Below are 21965 nucleotides of genomic sequence, written 5' to 3'. Positions count from 1 at the left end.
GCCGATCCTTCCGATCAGTTCGACAGATCACTTAAACAGGCTGTGGCAACGCTGCATAAATCATGATGAAGACGCTTTACGACAAACTCTGGGAATCCCACGTTGTTCGGGCCGACGATGATGGCACGACAATTCTGTATATCGACCGGCACCTGCTGCACGAAGTCACCAGCCCGCAAGCCTTCGATGGCCTCAGCGTGGCGGGCCGCCAGCCGTGGCGCATTTCCGCCAACCTGGCCGTGGCCGACCATAACGTGCCGACCACCAGCCGGGTCGACGGCATTGCCGATCCGGTCTCGCGCCTGCAGGTGGAAACCCTGGACAAGAACGCCAGGCACTATGGCTTGACCTACTTCAACATGAACGACAAGCGCCAGGGCATCGTGCACGTGATCGGCCCCGAGCAGGGCGCGACCCTGCCCGGCATGACGGTCGTCTGTGGCGACTCGCACACGTCGACGCACGGTGCCTTCGGCGCGCTGGCGCACGGCATCGGCACGTCCGAGGTCGAGCACGTGCTGGCCACGCAAACCTTGCTGCAAAAGAAATCCAAATCCATGCTGGTGCAAGTCGACGGCGCCTTGCCGGCCGGCGTGACGGCGAAAGATATCGTGCTGGCCATCATCGGCAAGATCGGCACGGCCGGCGGCACGGGCTACTGCATCGAGTTCGGCGGCTCGGCCATCCGCGCCCTGTCGATGGAAGGCCGCATGACGGTGTGCAACATGGCCATCGAGGCGGGCGCGCGCGCCGGTATCATCGGCGTGGACGACACCACCATCAATTACGTCAAGGGACGTCCGTTTTCGCCGGCCGGCCCGCACTGGGAACGCGCCGTCGCCTATTGGCGCACCCTGCATTCGGACCCGGGCGCCCGCTTCGACCTCGTCGTCACGCTCAACGCCGCCGACATCGTGCCGCAAGTGACCTGGGGCACGTCGCCCGAGATGGTGATCGGCGTCGACGGCCGCGTGCCCGATCCTGACCTGGAAAAGGACAGCGTCAAGCGCGATGCGATGGAAAAGGCGCTCGTCTACATGAACCTCAAGCCCAACACGGCCATCGAAGACATCCGCATCGACAAGGTCTTCATCGGTTCCTGCACCAACTCGCGCATCGAGGATTTGCGCGCGGCGGCGGCCGTGGTGCGTGGCAAGTATCGCGCCTCGAACGTCACCCTGGCGTTGGTGGTGCCCGGTTCCGGCCTGGTCAAGGATCAGGCCGAACGCGAAGGACTCGACCGCATCTTCAAGGATGCGGGCTTCGAGTGGCGCGAGCCGGGCTGCTCCATGTGCCTGGCCATGAATGCGGACCGCCTGGAGCCGGGAGAACGCTGCGCCTCGACCTCGAACCGCAACTTCGAGGGCCGGCAAGGGCAAGGCGGGCGTACCCACCTGGTGTCGCCCGCAATGGCGGCCGCGGCGGGTATCGCCGGCCACTTTGTCGACGTGCGGGGCTTGCGATGACGGCAGGGACCGGTGCGACTGGTTTACACTAGCGTTCCCGGTCCCTTATTTACTATCAAGAACTCATCATGAAAAAACTCTTCGCCCTCCTCATCGCCACCGTCATCCTGTCTGGCTGCAACACCGTGTCCGGCATCGGCCGCGATGTGCAGAAAGTCGGCCAGGTCGTCACTGGCGCCGGCGGAAAATAAACCGTGACGTGCCGGCGCCCTGCGCCGCGCGTCTTACCGAGTAGAAACAGCATGGATAAATTTACGATTTACGAAGGCCTGGTTGCCCCGCTGGACCGCGCCAACGTCGACACCGACGCGATTATCCCGAAGCAATTCCTGAAATCGATCCACCGCAGCGGTTTCGGCCCCAACCTGTTCGACGAATGGCGTTACCTCGACCATGGCGAGCCGGGTCAGGACAACAGCCGCCGTCCGCTGAACCCCGATTTCGTGCTCAACGAGCCGCGCTACCAGGGCGCCTCGATTTTGCTCACGCGCAAGAACTTCGGCTGCGGCTCCTCGCGCGAACACGCGCCGTGGGCACTCGATCAATACGGCTTCCGCGCCATCATCGCGCCGTCGTTCGCCGACATCTTCTTCAATAACTGCTACAAGAACGGCTTGCTGCCCATCGTGCTGTCGGAAAGCCAGGTCGAGCACCTGTTCAATGAAGTCAAGGCCTTCCCCGGCTTCAAGCTGGTGGTGGACCTGGAACAGCAGTGCGTGCGCACCAGCAATGGCGCCGTCTCGTATCCATTCGAGATCGACGCCTTCCGCAAATATTGCCTGATGAATGGCCTCGACGATATCGGCCTGACCCTGCGCCATGCGGATGATATCCGCGCCTTCGAAGAGCGTCATTTGAACAATCAGCCTTGGTTGGCGAACGTTATCTAAAGATTAAATCCATGAAAATTGCAATCTTACCCGGCGACGGTATCGGTCCTGAAATCGTCGCCCAGGCCGTCAAGGTCCTGAATGTTCTCGGCGAGTCGTTCGAACTGGAAACGGCGCCGGTCGGCGGCGCCGGCTACGCCGCGCACGGCCATCCGCTGCCGGAAGGCACGCTGGCCCTGGCAAAAGCGGCCGATGCCGTGCTGTTCGGCGCCGTGGGCGACTATCAATACGATACGCTGGAGCGCCAGTTCCGCCCGGAACAGGCGATCCTGGGCTTGCGCAAGAACCTGGGCCTGTTCGCCAACCTGCGTCCCGCCATTTTGTACCCGGAACTGGCGGGCGCCTCGACCTTGAAGCCGGAAGTGGTTTCCGGCCTGGATATCCTGATTATCCGTGAATTGACGGGCGACATTTATTTCGGCCAGCCCCGCGGCGTGCGCGAGTGCCCGGACGGTCCGTTCAAGGGCCAGCGCGAAGGTTTTGATACGATGCGCTATGCGGAAGGCGAAATCCGCCGCATCGCCCACGTGGCGTTCCAAGCCGCGCAAAAGCGCGACAAGCGCCTCACCAGCGTGGACAAGGCGAACGTGCTGGAAACCTTCCAGTTCTGGAAGGACATCGTCACAGACGTGCACAAGGAATACCCGGACGTGGCGCTCGATCATATGTATGTCGACAACGCGGCCATGCAACTGGTGCGGGCGCCGAAGAAATTCGACGTCATGGTGACCGGCAACATGTTCGGCGACATCTTGTCGGACGCGGCCGCCATGCTGACTGGCTCGATCGGCATGCTGCCGTCCGCTTCGCTGGACGCCAACAACAAGGGTTTGTACGAGCCATCGCACGGTTCGGCGCCCGATATCGCGGGCAAGGGCATCGCCAATCCACTGGCGACGATCCTGTCGGCCGCCATGATGTTGCGCTATTCGCTCAACCGCGAGGAGCAGGCAAACCGCATCGAGGGCGCCGTGAAACAGGTGCTGGCGCAGGGTCTGCGCACGGCCGACATCCATGAAGCGGGCACCACTTTGGTCGGTACCGAGGCGATGGGTGATGCAGTTGTAAAAGCACTGGGATAAAATAGTCTAATGATGGCAGTCGCCGTCTCATCTTGAGGAATGGTAATGAAATTAGTTGGCTTGGTAGGTTGGCGCGGTATGGTCGGTTCGGTCCTGATGCAGCGCATGCAGGAAGAGGGCGATTTCGCCCACATCGAACCGGTGTTTTTCACCACCTCGAACACGGGCGGCGCGGCGCCGGCCATGGCGAAGAATGAAACCATCCTCAAGGATGCCAACAACATCGCCGAACTGTCCAAGTGCGACATCATCATTTCCTGCCAGGGCGGCGACTACACGAGCGCCGTCTTCCCGCAGCTGCGCGCAGCCGGCTGGAACGGCTACTGGATCGATGCGGCCTCGACCTTGCGCATGGAAAAAGACGCCGTCATCGTGCTCGACCCCGTCAACTTGCACGTCATCAAGGATGCGCTGGGCAAGGGCGTCAAGAATTACATCGGCGGCAATTGCACCGTTTCGTGCATGATGATGGGCCTGGGCGGCCTGTTCCAGCACGACCTGATCGACTGGATGACGTCGATGACGTATCAGGCGGCATCGGGCGGCGGCGCGCAGCACATGCGCGAACTGCTGACGCAATTCGGCACCATCAACAGCTCCGTCAAGGCGCTGCTGGAGAACCCCGCTTCCGCCATCCTGGAAATCGACCGCCAGGTGCTGGCCACCCAGCACGGCTATTCCCCGGATGAAATCAAGCAATTCGGCGCGCCGCTGGCCGGCAACCTGATTCCGTGGATCGACAAGGACCTGGGCAACGGCCAGTCGAAGGAAGAGTGGAAGGCGGGCGCGGAAACGAACAAGATCCTCGGTCGCGGCATCGATTTCGGTACCAAGGAAATTCCCGTCGACGGCCTGTGCGTGCGCATCGGCGCCATGCGCTGCCATTCGCAGGCGCTGACCATCAAGCTGAAAAAAGACGTGCCGCTCGATGAAATCAACGACATCATCGCCAGCAACAATCAATGGGTCAAGCTGGTCCCGAACACGCGCGAAGCGTCCGTGCGCGACCTGTCGCCGGCGGCCGTCACGGGCAGCCTGACGATTCCAGTCGGCCGCGTGCGCAAGATGAGCATGGGCGGCGAATACCTGTCCGCGTTCACCGTGGGCGACCAGTTGCTGTGGGGCGCGGCCGAGCCGCTGCGCCGCATGCTGCGCATTTTGCTGGACGCATAAGGGCAATAAATTGCCAGTCAAGATCAAGCCGGGGCGGTTTCCCCGGCTTTTTTTTCGCCTTGAGCCCGTCAAGGCGCAACCATGCGGAGCTTGCATAGCTCTGGGCATGATGATATGTTGATACCTCTGGAAAAGTAACAGTTTTCCCATGTCAACTAAGATGCCGCCAACTATGCCTGTACACACTCGTCCCCGGGTCGCCTCCCTTGCCATTCAAACACTCAGCAGCGCTGTCGCCTGTGCGGTGTTATTGTCACCGGCGGCATCCGCAGCCGAGCTGGGCAAGATCACGGTGCTGTCCGCCGCCGGCCAGCCGCTGCGCGCCGAGGTCGAATTATCGGCCGTCAAGCCAGGCGAGGCAACAAGCCTGCTGGCCAAGCTGGCGCCGCCGGACGCGTATCGCCAGGCCAACGTGGAATTCAATCCCGCCCTGAACGCGCTGACGTTTGCCGTGGAAAACCGCAATGGCAAGCCCTTCATTCGCATCAGCTCGGCGCAGCCGGTGGCCGAACCCATGGTCGACCTGCTGCTGGAGCTGAGCAGCAAGAGCGGTCGCCAGGTGCGCGAGTATGCGTTCGTGCTCGATACGCCCGAAGCGCGCCAGACGCGCGGCGCGCAAGTGACGGCGCCAGTCGAGCCGGGCAAGGCCAAGCCGGCCGCCGCCGATGCTGCGCCGCCGGCCGCGAAAAAGGCGGCGGGCGAATACAAGGTCAAGGCGGGCGACACCCTGAGCCGCATCGCCAGCGAGCTGAAACCATCGGGCGTGTCGCTCGACATGATGCTCGTGGCCCTGTACCGCGCCAATCCCGACGCCTTCAAGGGCGAGAACATGAACCGCATGCAGGCCGGGCGCATTCTGGCCGTGCCGGGTGCGGACACCGTACGCGCCACCGGCGCGGCTGAAGCGAAGGGCATCGTGACGGCGCACGCCATCGATTTCGAAGCCTACCGCAACAAGCTGGCGGGCCAGGTGTCGCAAAGCAAGCCGGCCAAGGCCGCGCAGGCGACGCAAAGCACGGCCGGCAAGATCGGCGCGACGAAGGTGCAGGAAAAGCCGACGGCCGTGAGCGAGTCGCAGGACAAGCTGAAACTGTCGAAGGCGGAGCCGGCGGCCAAGTCGGCCGGCAAGAGCGCCGTCGCCAGCGAAGAAGACAAGATCGCCAAGGCGAAGCAGGTCGATGAAGCGGCCGCCCGCGTCAAGGAGCTGGAAAAGAACGTCAGCGACCTGGAAAAGCTGATGGCGGTCAAGAACAAGGCCATGGCCGACAAGAGCGCCCCGGCGCCCGCCAAGCCGGCCGAGGCCGCTGCCAGCGTCTCGGCCAGTGCCGCGGCCAGCGCCATCGCCAGCGCGCCGGCCGAGGCGCAGCCGCCCGTGCCGAAAGCGAAACCGGTGCCGCTGGTGAAAAAGCCGTCGCCGCTGGAACCGACCATCACCGACAAGATCAATGACCACCTGGGCGCCATCGGCATCGGCATCGCCGCGCTGCTGGCCGCCGTCGCCGCGCTGGTGATCGCGCGCCGCCGCAAGGACGCGCCGCCCGCGCCTGAGAGCGTGGCTCCCGAATTCGAACCGGAGCCGCCCGCCGCGCCGCCGGCCGGCCTGGCGCCGGAAGACCAGCAATCCGAAGCGAGCAACCACCTGTTCGGCACGGGCGCCGCCGCTGCCGGCGTGGCCGCCGCGGCGGGCGCCAGCATGCTCGACGCGAATGAAACGGACCCCGTCGCCGAAGCGGACGTGTATATCGCCTACGGCCGTGATGGCCAGGCGGAAGATATCCTCAAGGAAGCCTTGCGCATCCACCCGGAACGCCATGCGGCGCGCCTGAAACTGCTGGAAATCTATTCGGCCCGCAACGACGTGCGCGCGTTTGAAGACCAGGCCAGCGAGCTGTACAGCCTGACGCGGGGCCAGGGCGAGGAGTGGCCGCAGGCGGCCGCCCTGGGCCTGGCGCTCGATCCCGCCAACCCGCTGTATGGCGATACGGAAGATGACGCCGTCGTCAGCCTGAGCAAGGGTGTCGGCGACGACTTGCATGGCCAGAGCATGGATTTGCCCGACGAGCCGGCCACCGCCGCGCCGCTGGCCGACGTGGCCCCGGCCGCGCCGGCCCAGGATGCGCGCGCGCCACTCGATTTCGACCTCGACAGCCTCGATTTCGAGCCCGTCTCCACCAGCGACCCGATCGTCATGCCGGGACCGGACAGCAAGCCGGTCACCGCCGCGCACGATGCGCAGTATGACGCCAGCATGGATTTCGGCCTGGATCTGGAGCCGCCGGCCGGCCCCGTGAACGGCGTGGGCGCCGGCTTGACGCCGCTGCCTGATCCATTGAAGGACGTGGACCTGGCCCATTTCGACCTCGACGAACCGGTGGCGCCCGCTGCCGCGCCGGTGGCGGCGGCCGAGTCTTCCATCGACAGCCTGTTCGACGACGCGCAAACGCCGGCCACCTTGCCGGAAGCCATACCGCCGGCACAGGAATTCGACCTGTCCGGCATCGACCTGGACCTCAACGATGGCAAGACGGCCAGCGTGGGCGTGGACGACCCGTTGTCGGCCATCCACATGGAAATGGATACCAAGCTGGACCTGGCGATCGCTTACCAGGAAATCGGCGACAAGGAAGGCGCGCGCGAGCTGATCGATGAGGTCATCAAGGGCGGCAGCGAAGAGCAGGTCGCGAAGGCGAATACGATGAGAGCTCTCCTAAGCTAGCGATACCCGCCGGTGCGGCAGGCTGTCGCGCCGGTATAATGCTTCGATGCAAAATATTACGACAGCAACGCCATTGAAGCGTATCGTCCTCGGCCTGCAGTACGACGGCACGGCCTGGCATGGATACCAGAAACAGGAAGACGGGCAAACGGTGCAGGACCAGCTGGAAAACGCGCTGGAGCAGTTTGCCCGCGTGCGCCTGGCCACCACCTGCGCCGGCCGCACGGACACGGGCGTGCATGCGCTCGAGCAAGTCGTGCACTTCGATACGGAACTGAGCCGCGACGTGCACTCGTGGGTGCGCGGCGTCAACGCCTTCCTGCCGAAATCCATCGCCGTGCGCTGGGCCAGGGAACTCGAAGGCGATCCGACGGTCAATGACTTCTTCCACGCCCGTTTCAGCGCGCGCGCGCGTACCTATCATTATGTGTTGTATAACAATGCCACCCGTTCGCCGCTGGTGGAAGGGCGCGCCGGCTTCTTTTTCCGTCCGCTGGACGTGGAACTGATGCGCCAGGCCGTGCAGCCGCTGCTGGGCTGGCACGATTTCACGGCCTTCCGCGCCGCGCAATGCCAGGCCAAGTCGCCTGTCAAGCTGATGCATGACATCCGCATCGAGCGGCGCGGCGATTGCGTGATTTTTACGATTACGGCCAATGCCTTCCTGCACCACATGGTGCGCAACCTGGTCGGTTCGCTCGTCTACATCGGCACGGGACGCGAAAAACCGGACTGGCTCGGGCACTTGCTTGAAAGTAAAGATCGCCATGCGGCCGCGCCCACCTTCATGCCGGACGGCTTGTACCTGGCGCAGATCGATTACGATCCGAAATGGGCCTTGCCGCAAGACAGCAGCAGCGCCTTGCCCTGGTTTTGAGCTGCATCAATAAAGGATAGCCATGTCTCGCACACGCATCAAGATCTGCGGCCTGACCCGCGCCGAAGATATCCAGGCCGTCGTGGCGGCGGGCGCCGACGCCATCGGTTTCGTGTTTTATCCGAAAAGCCCCCGCTATGTCACGCCGCAGCAGGCGGCCAGCCTGATCGCGGCCATGCCGCCCTACGTGACGACGGTGGGCCTGTTCGTCAATGCCACGCTGGACGAGGTGCGCGCGACGAAAGCCGTGGCGCCCTTGTCCCTGCTGCAATTTCATGGCGACGAGACGCCCGAACACAGCGCGGCGCTGGCTGGCGCCGTGCAAACGCCGTTTACGCAAGTGTTCCGCGTCAAACCCGACACCTCCTTTGAAGATTTGCTAGAATACGAACAGCGCTATCGCGCCGCCAGTCCCTTGTTCTCCAGCCTCTTGCTCGATACCTATGTGGATGCCTACGGTGGTGCAGGAAAGGTATTTGATTGGTCCCTCATTCCAAAAGAACTCGCGCCTCGGGTCGTTTTAAGTGGTGGCTTGAGCGTACAAAACGCGACTGACGCAGTGGTGCGCGTGCGCCCTTACGCCGTCGACATCAGCAGTGGTGTCGAAGCGTCCAAGGGCATCAAGGACGCGTCCCGTGTCCGCGCGTTCATCGCCGCGGTGCAGGATGCCGATGCCATCATTGCCAGAGGAAACAACCATGAATGACCACACCACAGCGCCCGGCGCAGCCGCCGCATTGTTCCACGCCACCGATTATCCTTTTCCCGATCCGCGCGGCCACTTCGGCCCGTATGGCGGCTCTTTTGTTGCTGAAACGCTCACGCACGCGCTGGCCGAGCTGAAGGACGCCTATGCCCGCTACAGCGTCGATCCGGAATTCCTCGAAGAATTCCGCTACGAGCTCAAGCATTTCGTCGGACGCCCATCGCCCATTTATCACGCCAAGCGCTGGTCCGAGCTGGCCGGCGGCGCGCAAATCTATTTCAAGCGCGAAGACTTGAACCACACGGGCGCGCACAAGATCAACAACGTGATCGGCCAGGCCCTGCTGGCCAAGCGCATGGGCAAGCCGCGCATCATCGCCGAGACGGGCGCCGGCCAGCATGGCGTGGCCACGGCCACCATCTGCGCCCGCTTCGGCCTCGAATGCGTGGTCTACATGGGCAGCGAAGACGTCAAGCGCCAGGCGCAGAACGTGTACCGCATGAAATTGCTGGGCGCGACCGTCGTGCCCGTCGAATCCGGCTCCAAGACCCTCAAGGATGCGCTGAACGAAGCCATGCGCGACTGGGTCACCAATATCGAAAACACCTTTTACATCATCGGCACCGTGGCAGGCCCCCATCCGTATCCGATGATGGTGCGCGACTTCCAGTCCGTGATCGGCGAGGAATGCCTGGTGCAGATGCCGGAAATGACGGGCCGCCAGCCCGACTACGTGCTGGCCTGCATCGGCGGCGGCTCGAACGCCATGGGCATCTTTTACCCGTATATCGACCAGAAGGACGTCAAACTGATCGGCGTGGAAGCGGCTGGCGAAGGCCTGGACACGGGCAAGCACTCGGCCTCGCTGACGGCCGGTTTCCCGGGCGTACTGCACGGCAACCGCACCTATCTGCTGCAGGATGCAAACGGCCAGATCATCGAGACGCATTCCGTCTCGGCCGGCCTGGATTACCCGGGCGTCGGTCCGGAACATGCATGGCTGAAAGATTCGGGTCGTGCGCAATACGTGTCCATCACGGATGACGAGGCGCTGCAGGCTTTCCACGACTGCTGCCACATCGAAGGCATCATCCCGGCCCTGGAATCGTCGCACGCGCTGGCCTACGCGGCCAAGCTGGCGGCCACCTTGCCGAAAGACCAGATCGTGCTGGCCAACCTGTCGGGCCGTGGCGACAAGGACATGCATACCGTGGCGGAGCGCATGGGACTCAATTTCAACTAACAGCGTGTCAACGGGGTCAGACCCGCCGGGGGAGTGCGCGCCAGTGGCGCGCATTCCGATCCCGCAGGGACTGACCCCAGCCTTTGCTTTGGGTTGAAATCATTCCATCTATCCATCATTAAGAAAGCTCACCATGTCCCGTATCGCCACCACCTTTGCCAATCTCAAATCGAACAACAAGACCGGCCTGGTCACCTTCATCACTGCCGGCGACCCCGGCCCTGACGCCACCGTACCCCTGATGCATGCACTCGTCGAGGGCGGCGCCGACGTGCTGGAACTGGGCGTGCCGTTTTCCGACCCCATGGCCGAAGGCCCCGTCATCCAGCGCGCCTGCGAGCGCGCCCTGAAGTTCAACGTTGGCATCCACGACGTATTCGACTATGTGCGCCAGTTCCGCGAAACCAACCAGACGACGCCCGTGGTGCTGATGGGCTATGCGAATCCCATCGAGCGCATCGGCAGCGCCGCATTTATTGCTGCGGCGCAAGCGTCCGGCGCCGATGGCGCCATCGTCGTCGATTATCCTCCGGAAGAGTGCGAGGAATTCGCGGCCGCCATGCGCGCAGCGGGCCTGGACCTGATCTTCCTGCTGGCGCCCACCTCGACCGAAGAGCGCATTGCGCAAGTGGCCAAGGTTGGCGGCGGCTTCAGTTACTACGTGTCGCTGAAAGGCGTCACGGGCGCCGGCAACATTGATACGGAACAGGTGGCGGAACGCCTTGCGGCTATCCGCCAGCATGTAAAATTACCCATCGGCGTGGGCTTCGGCATCCGCGATGGCGCCACTGCCAAGGCCGTTGCCAAGGTGGCCGATGCCGTCGTGATCGGCAGCCGCATCATCCAGGAGATCGAAAATGCTCCGGAAGGGGGCGCCGTCGACGCCGTGCGCAGCTTTACGGCGGGCATCCGCGCCGCACTGGACGCCTGAGCAAGCTTGTTGTTTACACAAGCTCAGGTGGCGGCAAAGTTCGACAGCCTGGCGATAAACGGCTACACTTCGGCCACTGATTTGCCTGTTATTGTGCAATAGATAAAATTTTTGGTGGCGCCCTGCGGGGCGTCGCCGTTTACCGTCTGCCGGGGGCGTCCACCGACGCCACCCCTACAAGGGCCCAAGGAGAAAATATGAGTTGGTTGGAAAAACTGCTGCCACCGCGCATACAGCGTTCTGATGCTGCCGCGCGCAAGACCATGCCGGAAGGCCTGTGGGTCAAGTGCCCGTCGTGTGAAGCCGTGTTGTACCGTACGGACCTGGAATCGAATTTGCACGTGTGCCCGAAATGCGACCATCACATGCGCATCCGCGCGCGTGAGCGCCTCGACAGCCTGCTCGACGCGGGCGGCCGCTATGAAATCGGCCAGGAAATCCTGCCCGTCGATACCCTGAAGTTCAAGGACAGCAAGAAATACCCGGACCGCCTGAAATCCGCCATGGAAGCGACGGGCGAGACGGATGCGATGGTCGTCATGGGCGGCGCCATCATGAGCCTGCCGGTTGTCGTGGCGTGCTTCGAATTCGAATTCATGGGCGGCTCCATGGGCTCGGTCGTGGGCGAGCGCTTCGTGCGCGGCGCGCAGATCGCGCTGGAACAGAAAGTGCCGTTCATTTGCATCACAGCCACCGGTGGCGCGCGCATGCAGGAAGGCTTGCTGTCCCTGATGCAGATGGCGAAAACCACGGCCATGCTGACCAAGCTGTCGGAAAAGAAATTGCCATTCATCAGCGTGCTGACCGACCCGACCATGGGCGGCGTGTCCGCCTCGTTCGCCTTCATGGGCGACGTCGTCATCGCCGAGCCGAAAGCGCTGATCGGCTTTGCCGGCCCGCGCGTGATTGAAAACACCGTGCGTGAAAAATTGCCGGAAGGTTTCCAGCGCGCCGAGTTCCTCGTCACCAAGGGCGCCGTCGACATGATCGTCGACCGTCGCAAGATGCGCGAAGAAATCGCCCGTCTGCTGGCCTTGTTGCAAAACCAGGCTGTGGAAGTCTTGGCTTAAAGTAATTTGCCGGGCGCTGTCCGCTGGACGCGCCCGGTTACCACGTCACACCGTCTCCGCGCCTCGCGCACTGTCTCCTCATCAAGAAGTCTCCCATGCACAAGCTCCCTACCACCTTGCCGGACTGGCTCGCCATGCTGGAAACCCGCCATTCGGAAACCCAGATCAATATGGGCCTGGACCGCGTGCAAGCCGTCAAGGCGCGCATGCAACTGGCTTTTACTTGCCCCGTGATCATGGTGGCGGGCACGAATGGCAAGGGTTCCACCTGCGCCATGCTGGAATCCGTGCTGTTGCGCGCCGGCTACAAAGTGGGCCTGTACATCAAGCCGCACTTTCTCGATTTTAACGAGCGCGCCCGCGTGCTGGGCGAGATGGCCAGCGACGAACAGCTCGTCGCCAGCTTCAATGCTGTCGAGGCCGTGCGTGGCGACACGCCGCTCACGTATTTCGAATTCACCACCCTGGCGATCCTGCACCTGCTGTCGCAAGCCAAGCTGGACGTGGCCATCCTTGAAGTGGGCCTGGGCGGGCGCCTCGATGCCGTCAACGTGATCGATGCCGACGTGGCCATCGTCACCAGCGTCGATATCGACCACACGGATTACCTGGGCGACACGCGCGAAGCGATCGGCTTCGAAAAGGCGGGCATCTTCCGTCCGGGCAAGGCGGCCATCTGCAGCGACCCCGTGCCGCCGCAATCGTTGATCGACCATGCCGAGGCCATCGGTGCCGACCTGTGGCTGATGGGCCGCGATTTCAATTATTCGGGCGACAAGCAGCAGTGGAACTACGGCGGGCGCGAGCAGCGCCGCAATTCGCTCGCGTATCCAAGCTTGCGCGGCGCCAACCAGATCCTCAATGCGACGGCCGTGCTGGCCGCGCTGGAAGTGCTGAAGCTGACACTGCCCGTGGGCGCGCAGGAAGTGCGCACGGGTCTCGTGACGGTGGAGTTGCCTGGCCGCTTCCAGGTCTTGCCTGGGCGCCCCAGCGTGATCCTCGACGTGGCGCACAACCCGCACGCGGCCTCGGCGCTGAACCAGAACCTGGGCAATATGGGCTATCACCCGTACACCTATGCCGTGTTCGGTTCCATGCAGGACAAGGATATCGATGGCGTACTGGCGGCGATGAGCGAACACGTCGACCATTGGTGCCTGACGGGCCTGCCTTCGCCGCGCGCGGCCACGGCCTCGGAACTGGCCGCCAAGGTGCAGATCATGCTGGAAGATAAGCCCGACGGCAGCGAACATACTGTGTCTATTTTCGATGATCCGGCACAAGCTTTTGCAAATGCAATGAGCCGGGCCGGTGAGAATGATAGAATTGTGGTCTTTGGTTCTTTCCTCACCGTTGCCGGCGTGATGAAGGCCCGAAAATCCTCACTTCACTGAAACGCACTCGACTGAAAATCACGCATGGGCTTGTTCTCGAAACTGTTTAAAAACAAGCAAGAATCCTCTGGCGAAGACAGCGGCTTTTATGTCCCTGGCGAAGCACAGTCGCCGACCCGCAAGCGCCCCGCCAACACCTCCGGTGGCGGCGGATCGCGCCGTGGCGGCAAGGAAGCGCCGGATCCGGTCTTGCCTGAAAAAAAGCGCGCACGCCGCCGCCTGGTCGGGGCCATTGCCCTGGCCTTGGGCGTGGCCGTCGGCTTACCGATGCTGCTCGATTCCGAGCCGAAGGCGCCGTTCAACGATATCGCCATCGACATTCCGTCGAAGGAAAAGGCAGCGCCTGCGCCGGCGCCCGTGCCGGCCGTCCCGGCTCAGGCCGCGGCGAATGGCCTGGACCAGTCCGAGGAAATCGTCGACGCGCCGCTGCCGCCTGCGGCCAAGCCCGCGCCCACACCGGCACCCGTGCTGGCCGCCGCCCAGCCTGCAGCGGTCAAGCCGGCCTATGTAGAGCCGAAACCCGAGCCCAAGCCTGAGCCGAAACCAGTCAAGGTGGAGCCGAAACCGGAACCTAAACCCGAGCCGAAGCACGAAGCCAAGCCCGAGCCGAAACACGAGCCCAAGCCGGAACCCAAGCATGAAGTAAAAGCGGAAGCCAAGCCCGAGACTAAGCCTGCCAAGCCGGCGCAATCGGCCGACGATGCCGCGCGCGCGCTGGCGATTCTGGAAGGCAAGCCACAGGACAAGCCGCAAGAGAAAGCGCACGATGCCGGCAGCGGCAAGTTCGTGGTGCAGGTGGCGGCGCTGGCGACGCAGGACAAGGTCGATGAATTGCAGGACAAGCTGCGCGAAGCGGGCATCAAGTCGTACACGCAGAAAGTCTCGAGCCCGGCGGGCGAGCGCATTCGCGTGCGGGTGGGCCCGTTCGGCAGCCGCGAAGACGCGGAAAAGACCCGCGCCAAGCTGCAAAAGCTGGGCCTGGGCGGTTCGCTGGTGCCGGCGTGATGTTGCAAGGCTGAACGCGCGTGACGATCTTCGATTACCTGGTGCTGTTCGTGCTGGTGACGTCCGTGCTGATCAGCATGATGCGCGGCCTGGTCAAGGAAATACTGTCCCTGGTCAGCTGGATCGTGGCTTTCGTCATTGCCAACGCCTATGGCGCCACCCTGGCGAAATTCCTGCCGGAAGCCGTGCCGGGCGAAGCCATCCGTTTATTGCTGGCCTTCGTGGTGCTGTTCATCGGCGTGCGCATCTTGATGGGATTGCTCTCCATGACGGTCGACGCGCTCGTCAAGGTGACGGGCCTGAGCCTGGCCGATCGGACCCTGGGCAGCCTGTTCGGCGTGGCGCGGGGCCTTGTGATCGTGCTGACCGCCGTCATCTTGTGTGGCATGACGTCCATACCGCAGCAGCCATTCTGGAAAAATGCGCTGCTCAGCCCGTTCGCGGAACAGGGCGCGCGCGCCATCAAGCCTTATCTGCCTGCCGCTTACGCGCAGCATGTGAAATTTTGAATTTTTTTAAAATCAGTAGCACAGTTTAGGAGCACACCATGTGTGGCATCGTCGGCGTCGTTTCCCATCAACCTGTCAATCAATTGCTCTATGATGCATTGTTGCTCCTGCAACATCGCGGTCAGGACGCGGCAGGGATTGCGACCAATCACAGCAGTATGTTTTCCATGCACAAGGCCAATGGCCTCGTGCGTGACGTCTTCCGTACGCGCAACATGCGTTCGCTGCAAGGCACGACGGGCATCGGCCATTGCCGCTACCCGACGGCCGGTTCGTCGAGCGAAGAGGAAGCACAACCGTTTTATGTGAATGCGCCGTTCGGCATCACCCTGGCGCACAATGGCAACCTGACCAACTGGGAACAGTTGAAACAGGAAATGTTCAAGAACGACCGCCGCCACATCAATACCGATTCCGACTCGGAAGTACTGCTCAACGTGCTGGCGCATGAAATCCAGGAAGCGACGACGGGCCTGAACCTGGACCCGGAAGCCATCTTCAAGGCCGTTACCGTGCTGAACCGCCGCGTCAAGGGTGGTTACGCCGCCGTGGCGCAAATCGCCGGCGTGGGCTTGCTGGCCTTCCGCGATCCGCACGGCATCCGCCCGCTGTGCCTGGGCATCAATGAAACGGAGCAGGGTCCCGAATACCTGATCGCCTCCGAATCCGTGGCACTGGAAGGCATGGGCTTCCGCTTCGTGCGCGACATCGGTCCCGGCGAAGCCGTCTTCATCGATGCAGACAAGCAATTGCACAGCGCCCAATGCGCCGACAATGCCAGCCTGAACCCGTGCGTGTTCGAATTCGTCTACCTGGCCCGTCCCGACTCCGTCATCGACGGTGCCTCCGTGTACGCCACGCGCCTGAAAATGGGCGAATACCTGGCCGAGAAGATCCGCGCCGAATTGCCTGGCGTGCATATCGACGTGGTCATGCCGATTCCCGACTCCTCGCGTCCGGCCGCCATCCAGCTTGCCATGGCGCTGAACATCGAATACCGCGAAGGCTTCATCAAGAATCGCTACATCGGCCGCACCTTCATCATGCCGGGCCAGGCGGCGCGCAAGAAATCCGTGCGCCAGAAGCTCAACGCCATCCCGTCCGAATTCAAGGATAAAGTGGTGCTGCTGGTCGACGATTCCATCGTGCGCGGCACCACCAGCCGTGAAATCGTGCAGATGGCGCGTGAAGCGGGCGCGACGAAAGTCATCTTCGCCTCGGCCGCGCCGCCGGTGATCTACCCGAACGTGTACGGCATCGACATGCCGACGCGCGACGAACTGATCGCCTATGGCCGCACGACGGAAGAAGTGTGCCGCGAAATCACGGCCGACTACCTCGTGTACCAGGATATCGGTGCGCTGAAGCAGGCGATCGCCGACGTCAACCCGGCCCTGACCAACTTCGAGGCCTCGTGCTTCGATGGCGTGTACGTGACGGGCGACGTGTCGCAGGAATACCTGGACCGCCTGGAATATGCGCGCCACCATCCGAAGGCGGCAGCGCCCGAAGATACGCCGCGTTCCCAGCTGAACCTGAACCTGGCAACGACAGAAGCATAAGTAAGCTGCCCGGCCGATGCCGGGCATTTTTTTCTCCGCGATCATGAACGATAAAAAAAACTACGGCTTTACCACCACCATCCTGCATAACGACCGCCGCAAGGGCATCGAACATGGTTCGCTGCACAAGCCCGTGCATACTTCCGTTGCATTCGGCTACGCCGATGCGCGCCAGCTCGCTTCCGTGTTCCAGGGCAAGGAGCCGGGTTTCCGCTATGGCCGCCAGGGCAATCCGACCGTGTCCGCGCTGGAAGACAAGGTCAACAAGATGGAAGACGGCGTGGCCACGCTGTGCTTCGCCACCGGCATGGGCGCCATCGGCGCCGTGGTGCAATCCTTGCTGCGCGCGGGCGATCACGTCGTGTCTTCGGCTTTCTTGTTTGGTAATACCAACAGCCTGTGGCAAACGGTAACGGGGCAGGGCATCGCCGTGTCCTTCGTCGACGCCACCGACATGGCCAATGTGGCGGCCGCCATCACGCCGGCCACGCGCATCGTGTTTGTCGAAACCATCGCCAATCCGCGCACGCAGATCGCCGACCTGAAAAAAATCGGTGACTTGTGCCGCGAGAAGGGCATCCTGTACATCGTCGACAACACGATGACGACGCCCTATTTGTTCCGCCCGAAAGAGGTGGGCGCGGGCCTGGTGGTCAATGCCTTGACGAAATCCATCGGCGGCCACGGCAATGCCCTGGGCGGCAGCTTGACGGACACGGGCGTGTTCGACTGGACGCGTTACCCGAATATCTTTGAAAACTACAAGAAGGCGGCGCCGGCCCAGTGGGGCATCGCGCAAATCCGCGCCAAGGCCTTGCGCGACTTCGGCGCCTCGCTGGGGCCGGAAGCGGCGCACCATATCGCCGTCGGCGCGGAAACCATGGCCTTGCGCATGGACCGCACCTGCTCGAACGCCCTGGCGCTGGCCACCATGCTGGCCGCCGACCCGCGCGTGGCCGCCGTGCACTACCCGGGCCTTGCGTCGCACCCGCAGCACGCGCTGGCGACGGAGTTGTTCCGCAGCTATGGTTCCCTGTTCAGCTTTGAGTTGAAGGATGGCATCGACTGCTTCGATTTCCTCAACCGCCTGAATCTGGCGATTCCAGCCAGTAACCTGGGCGACACGCGCACCCTGGTCATCCCCGTCGCCCACACGATTTTCTACGAGATGGGCGCCGAGCGCCGCGCCAGCATGGGCATCGCCGAGTCGCTGATCCGCGTGTCCGTCGGTATCGAGGATGAAGCCGACTTGCTCGACGATTTCAAGAACGCACTGGACGCATAGGCCGCCGCGCGCCATGTGAAAAGGGCCGCGACAGTCATGCTGTCGCGGCCCTTTTTTACGGGCGGTAATTTAATGCCAGCTGCGCATCAGTCCGACCGCCAAACCTTCCAGGGCGAACTCATCTTCCGGTGACACGGTGATCACCTTGAAGTCGGGGTTTTCCGGGAATAGTTCGATGACGGACCCCGTTTTCTTGTAGCGCTTGACGGTGACTTCGTCGCCGATGCGGGCCACGACGATCTGGCCATTCTTGGCGCTGTCGACCTTCTTGACGGCCAATAAGTCGCCATCCATGATGCCGGCGTCGCGCATGGACCAGCCGCGTACCTTCAGCAGGAAGTCGGGCTTGGCCGAGAACAGGGCCGGGTCCACGTTGTAGCTCGCTTCCAGGTTTTCCTGCGCCAGGATGGGGGAGCCGGCGGCCACCCGGCCGATCAGGGGCAGCGACATCAGCAGCGCTGCCGGCACTTTCGATGGCGCCGCTTCGGCGGCCGCGCCGATCAGGCGGATGCCGCGCGAGGTGCCAGGCGAAATCTCGATCGCGCCCTTGCGGGCCAGGGCCTGCAAATGCTCTTCGGCCGCATTGGCCGATTTGAAACCCAGTTCATTGGCGATCTCGGCACGGGTAGGAGGAAAGCCCGTGTTTTCAATCGCGTCCTTGATCAGGTTCAGGATTTGTTCTTGTCGTGCTGTCAGCTTGATCATGAGCGGTGGGTGCATACTAAAATGCTGTCTATATGAACAGTCTGTATTTTTGTACAGTATCGCCCACTATGCAAGGGGATTTCCGTGTTTTCGGCGAATTTCGCAAGAAATACTTGTCCCAGGGCGGAAAGCACGGCGGCGCACGGGCTTTTCGGGCCTTGGTGGAAGGAATGATTGAAACGTTTGCAAAAGGCGGTTATAATCTTCGGCTGACCTTCCCACACCCGTCTTGACGCCGGGGTGGGCGATTATCAATCCGACCTGAAGGAGTTTGCATGCGTCATTATGAAATAGTCTTTATCGTCCATCCGGACCAAAGCGAGCAAGTGCCCGCGATGATCGAACGCTACAAAGCCAGCGTAACCACCCGCGGCGGTTCGGTTCACCGCGTGGAAGATTGGGGCCGCCGTCAAATGGCTTACTCGATCCAAAAGCTGCCTAAAGCACACTACATCTGCCTGAACATCGAATGCGACAACGAGACCCTGGTCGAGTTGGAAACAGCATTCAAATTCAATGATGCCGTGTTGCGTCACCTGACCGTTAAAATGAAGAAAGCTGAAACAGCTCCTTCGCCGATGATGAAATCGGTACAACGCGAAGACGCGGCCAAAAGCCACCGCACCGAAGCACCAGCAGCCGCTCCAGCCGCAGCAGCAGCTTAATTCTTGACCAGGATCGTGCGCTGAACCAGCTACAAGTTACCGCCATCATTGCCGAGCGCGAAATATTGCGCTATACCCCGGCAGGGCTGCCGATTGTGAATGCAGTATTGCAACACAGTTCGCAGCAGATGGAAGCAGGGATTGCCCGTTTGACCGAGTTTGATGTCGCCGCGCTAGCCGCTGGCGAAATCTCAGGACGGTTCAGTCAGGCAAGCTTGGGCGGGGTCTATCAGTTCACGGGTTTCCTGGCCAGGAAGAGCCGCAACAGCAAGAGTTTGGTGTTTCACATCATTGATTTTAGTGCAGTCACCCCGACTAGCGCATTTTAGATACAGGAGCCTGACATGGCATTCGGTAAAAAGTTCGACAAAAATAAGCTCAAGCTTAAAGAAAAACGCAAACAGCAAAACCCATTGTTCAAACGTAAGAAGTTCTGCCGCTTCACCGCAGCGCACGTTGAACAAGTCGACTACAAAGACGTCGACACGCTGAAAGACTTCGTCCAGGAAAACGGCAAGATCATGCCAGCACGCCTGACCGGTACCAAAGCGCACTACCAGCGCCAAGTCGACACCGCAATCAAGCGCGCTCGCTTCCTCGCGCTGCTGCCATACACCGATCTGCACCACGCTTAATCGGTCAGATATTCCTGGAGAAGAACTATGCAAATCATTCTGTTAGAAAAAGTTGTAAACGTCGGTAACCTCGGCGAAGTCGTCAAAGTCAAAGACGGTTACGCACGTAACTTCCTGATCCCGCAACGCCTGGCACGTCGTGCCACGGCAACCGCTGTGGCTGAATTCGAAGTCAAGCGCGCCGAACTGGAAAAAGCTGCTGCTGCCAAACTGGCTGCATCGCAAGCCCAGGGCGAAAAACTGAGCGGTCTGACCGTTCAAGTTGCTCAAAAAGCTGGCGTCGATGGCCGTCTGTTCGGTTCCGTCACCAACTTCGACATCGCTGAAGCGCTGACCAAGCAAGGTTTTGCTGTTGAAAAAGCACAAATCCGCATGCCTACCGGCCCGCTGAAGATCGTTGGCGAGCACAACGTTTCGGTTGCTCTGCACACCGACGTGGTCGTGGAAGTGGTGATCGCTGTCGTTCCAGACGCGAACGCGTAATCGTCTGCGGGCCTGGCCCGCAAGCGCTACCGTACTGTAAAGCACTATGAAAAGCCGGGTTCGCCCGGCTTTTTTGTGGCCTTTTTTTCGCTCAATTTCAGCCCTTTATTTTTGCCAGCACGCCGAAGCGGGTATAATTCGCGCCATGAACGCCCCCTCTGATCCGCAACTGGATTCCCTCCGTATTCCGCCGCATTCGATCGAAGCAGAACAATCCGTTATCGGTGGTCTGCTGCGCGACAATGCCGCGTATGACCGCATCGCCGACTTCATGCATGCGGAGGATTTCTATCGCTATGACCATCGCATCATCTTCGAGCAAATCGTCAAGATGGTTAACGCTTCCAAGCCAGCCGATGTCATTACTGTTTTTGAAACCCTGACCCAGCTCGGCAAGGCCGATGATGTGGGCGGACTCGCTTACCTGAACGCCATGGCGCAAAACACGCCATCGGCCGCGAACATCCGGCGTTACGCCGAGATCGTGCGCGACCGCGGCGTGCTGCGCAAGCTCATCACCGTCGCCGACGATATCTCCGGCACGGCCTTCAGCCCGCAGGGCAAGGAAGTCAAGCAGATGCTTGACGAGGCCGAATCGAAGATTTTCGCCATCGCCGAAGAAGGCGCGCGCGGCGCCCAGGGCTGGACCGCCATCCAGCCCCTGCTGACGCAGGTGGTCGAGCGCATCGACGAACTGTACAGCCGCGACAACCAGAGTGAAATCACGGGCGTGCCCACCGGTTTCATCGACCTCGACCGCATGACCTCCGGTCTGCAGCCGGGCGACCTGGTGATCGTGGCGGGCCGTCCGTCGATGGGCAAGACGGCGTTTTCCGTCAACATCGGCGAAAACGTGGCCATCGACAGCGGCTTGCCCGTGGCCGTGTTCTCGATGGAGATGGGCGGCGCCCAGCTGGCCATGCGTATGCTCGGTTCGGTCGGACAGCTCGACCAGCACCGTCTGCGCACGGGCCGCCTGAACGACGAAGACTGGCCGCGCCTGACGAATGCGATCCAGAAGATGAACGACGCGCAGTTGTACATCGATGAAACGCCGGCGCTCAACTCGATCGAATTGCGCGCCCGCTCGCGCCGTTTGTCGCGTCAATGCGGCAAGCTGGGCCTGATCATCGTCGACTACTTGCAGCTGATGTCGGCCAATACGCCGGGCGACAACCGCGCCACGGAGATTTCCGAGATTTCACGGGGCTTGAAAGGCCTGGCGAAAGAACTCGGTTGCCCCGTGATCGCGCTGTCCCAGCTGAACCGCTCGCTGGAGCAACGCCCGAACAAACGTCCTGTCATGTCCGACTTGCGCGAATCGGGTGCTATCGAGCAGGATGCCGACGTGATCCTGTTCATTTACCGCGACGAAGTGTATAACCCCGACTCGCCAGACAAGGGAACGGCCGAAATTATCATCGGTAAACAACGTAACGGTCCAATCGGCAGCATCCGCCTCACCTTCATGGGGCAGTACACCAAATTTGGCAATTACAGTGGTGGCCTGGCGCTTTACCAAGGCGACTAACACAGCAGCACTGATATTCCATTGGCCGCCCCTTCAT

The 21965-nt window shown here is 61.8% G+C and carries 22 protein-coding genes; 21 read left to right on the top strand and 1 reads right to left on the bottom strand.

Annotated elements, in window-relative coordinates; genetic code table 11:
• Positions 1 to 62: 62 nt before the first annotated feature.
• The 16 genes from leuC (at position 63) to GCN78_RS01750 (ending at position 17909) form a co-directional block, all read left to right on the top strand.
• Positions 63 to 1466 carry a 3-isopropylmalate dehydratase large subunit gene (gene leuC, locus GCN78_RS01825; protein ID WP_152250148.1) on the top strand — a complete coding sequence of 468 codons (1404 nt, stop codon included), beginning with the start codon at positions 63 to 65 and terminating at the stop codon, positions 1464 to 1466.
• A 68-nt stretch (positions 1467 to 1534) separates the two neighbouring features.
• On the top strand, positions 1535 to 1657 hold the full coding sequence (locus tag GCN78_RS01820; RefSeq protein ID WP_010400408.1) for a lipoprotein: 123 nt from the start codon (positions 1535 to 1537) through the stop codon (positions 1655 to 1657).
• Between the two features lie 51 nt (positions 1658 to 1708).
• Positions 1709 to 2356 carry a 3-isopropylmalate dehydratase small subunit gene (gene leuD / locus GCN78_RS01815; RefSeq protein WP_152250147.1) on the top strand — a complete coding sequence of 216 codons (648 nt, stop codon included), beginning with the start codon at positions 1709 to 1711 and terminating at the stop codon, positions 2354 to 2356.
• Positions 2357 to 2367: 11 nt separating this feature from the next.
• Entirely contained in the window at positions 2368 to 3438 is a 1071-nt protein-coding gene (gene leuB / locus GCN78_RS01810; protein ID WP_152250146.1) for a 3-isopropylmalate dehydrogenase, read from the top strand.
• A gap of 45 nt (positions 3439 to 3483) precedes the next feature.
• A complete protein-coding gene (asd, locus tag GCN78_RS01805; RefSeq protein WP_081344486.1) occupies positions 3484 to 4611 on the top strand; it encodes an aspartate-semialdehyde dehydrogenase in 1128 nt (375 codons plus the stop codon).
• A 244-nt stretch (positions 4612 to 4855) separates the two neighbouring features.
• Positions 4856 to 7327: a FimV/HubP family polar landmark protein gene (locus GCN78_RS01800; protein WP_319633124.1), complete on the top strand. Its 2472-nt coding sequence runs from the start codon at positions 4856 to 4858 to the stop codon at positions 7325 to 7327.
• A gap of 73 nt (positions 7328 to 7400) precedes the next feature.
• Positions 7401 to 8204 carry a tRNA pseudouridine(38-40) synthase TruA gene (gene truA, locus GCN78_RS01795; RefSeq protein ID WP_152250282.1) on the top strand — a complete coding sequence of 268 codons (804 nt, stop codon included), beginning with the start codon at positions 7401 to 7403 and terminating at the stop codon, positions 8202 to 8204.
• A gap of 22 nt (positions 8205 to 8226) precedes the next feature.
• Positions 8227 to 8910, top strand: coding sequence for a phosphoribosylanthranilate isomerase (locus GCN78_RS01790; protein ID WP_152250144.1), 684 nt, complete (start codon positions 8227 to 8229; stop codon positions 8908 to 8910).
• A complete protein-coding gene (trpB, locus tag GCN78_RS01785; RefSeq protein ID WP_152250143.1) occupies positions 8903 to 10153 on the top strand; it encodes a tryptophan synthase subunit beta in 1251 nt (416 codons plus the stop codon). The genes GCN78_RS01790 and trpB overlap by 8 nt, the downstream gene beginning before the upstream one ends.
• A gap of 133 nt (positions 10154 to 10286) precedes the next feature.
• Entirely contained in the window at positions 10287 to 11084 is a 798-nt protein-coding gene (gene trpA, locus GCN78_RS01780) for a tryptophan synthase subunit alpha (RefSeq protein ID WP_152250142.1), read from the top strand.
• Positions 11085 to 11281: 197 nt separating this feature from the next.
• The gene (gene accD / locus GCN78_RS01775; protein ID WP_010400390.1) at positions 11282 to 12154 is read left to right on the top strand and encodes an acetyl-CoA carboxylase, carboxyltransferase subunit beta; all 873 of its coding nucleotides are present in this window, start codon (positions 11282 to 11284) and stop codon (positions 12152 to 12154) included.
• Between the two features lie 95 nt (positions 12155 to 12249).
• Positions 12250 to 13548 (top strand): bifunctional tetrahydrofolate synthase/dihydrofolate synthase, encoded by a 1299-nt coding sequence (gene folC / locus GCN78_RS01770; protein WP_152250141.1) that lies wholly within the window; start codon positions 12250 to 12252, stop codon positions 13546 to 13548.
• A gap of 24 nt (positions 13549 to 13572) precedes the next feature.
• Complete coding sequence (locus GCN78_RS01765; protein ID WP_152250140.1) at positions 13573 to 14553, top strand: SPOR domain-containing protein; 981 nt, start codon at positions 13573 to 13575, stop codon at positions 14551 to 14553.
• 20 nt (positions 14554 to 14573) lie between these two features.
• Positions 14574 to 15062: a CvpA family protein gene (locus GCN78_RS01760; protein WP_152250139.1), complete on the top strand. Its 489-nt coding sequence runs from the start codon at positions 14574 to 14576 to the stop codon at positions 15060 to 15062.
• Positions 15063 to 15100: 38 nt separating this feature from the next.
• Entirely contained in the window at positions 15101 to 16624 is a 1524-nt protein-coding gene (gene purF / locus GCN78_RS01755; protein WP_152250138.1) for an amidophosphoribosyltransferase, read from the top strand.
• A gap of 43 nt (positions 16625 to 16667) precedes the next feature.
• Entirely contained in the window at positions 16668 to 17909 is a 1242-nt protein-coding gene (locus GCN78_RS01750; RefSeq protein WP_152250137.1) for a cystathionine gamma-synthase family protein, read from the top strand.
• Positions 17910 to 17978: 69 nt separating this feature from the next.
• Here the strand turns inward: GCN78_RS01750 and lexA are convergent, their stop codons facing one another.
• Positions 17979 to 18614, bottom strand: a complete 636-nt coding sequence (lexA, locus tag GCN78_RS01745; protein ID WP_152250281.1) for a transcriptional repressor LexA — start codon at positions 18612 to 18614, stop codon at positions 17979 to 17981.
• A gap of 275 nt (positions 18615 to 18889) precedes the next feature.
• On the opposite strand from lexA, the gene rpsF reads away from it, so the two are divergent.
• The 5 genes from rpsF to GCN78_RS01720 all read left to right on the top strand — a co-directional run bounded on the left by rpsF (position 18890) and on the right by GCN78_RS01720 (position 21928).
• Positions 18890 to 19279 (top strand): 30S ribosomal protein S6, encoded by a 390-nt coding sequence (rpsF, locus tag GCN78_RS01740; protein ID WP_034750499.1) that lies wholly within the window; start codon positions 18890 to 18892, stop codon positions 19277 to 19279.
• Positions 19280 to 19299: 20 nt separating this feature from the next.
• The gene (gene priB / locus GCN78_RS01735; protein WP_071322552.1) at positions 19300 to 19608 is read left to right on the top strand and encodes a primosomal replication protein N; all 309 of its coding nucleotides are present in this window, start codon (positions 19300 to 19302) and stop codon (positions 19606 to 19608) included.
• A gap of 15 nt (positions 19609 to 19623) precedes the next feature.
• Positions 19624 to 19914 carry a 30S ribosomal protein S18 gene (gene rpsR / locus GCN78_RS01730; protein ID WP_010400024.1) on the top strand — a complete coding sequence of 97 codons (291 nt, stop codon included), beginning with the start codon at positions 19624 to 19626 and terminating at the stop codon, positions 19912 to 19914.
• Between the two features lie 27 nt (positions 19915 to 19941).
• The gene (rplI, locus tag GCN78_RS01725; RefSeq protein WP_034783456.1) at positions 19942 to 20397 is read left to right on the top strand and encodes a 50S ribosomal protein L9; all 456 of its coding nucleotides are present in this window, start codon (positions 19942 to 19944) and stop codon (positions 20395 to 20397) included.
• Between the two features lie 145 nt (positions 20398 to 20542).
• The gene (locus tag GCN78_RS01720; RefSeq protein WP_034750488.1) at positions 20543 to 21928 is read left to right on the top strand and encodes a replicative DNA helicase; all 1386 of its coding nucleotides are present in this window, start codon (positions 20543 to 20545) and stop codon (positions 21926 to 21928) included.
• The last annotated feature ends 37 nt before the right edge of the window (positions 21929 to 21965 follow it).

It is taken from the genome of Janthinobacterium rivuli (genome assembly GCF_009208735.1).
Classification (GTDB): Bacteria; Pseudomonadota; Gammaproteobacteria; order Burkholderiales; family Burkholderiaceae_D; genus Janthinobacterium.
Note: the sequence above shows the minus strand (reverse complement) of the source record. Positions and strands in the feature narration are given on the sequence as shown.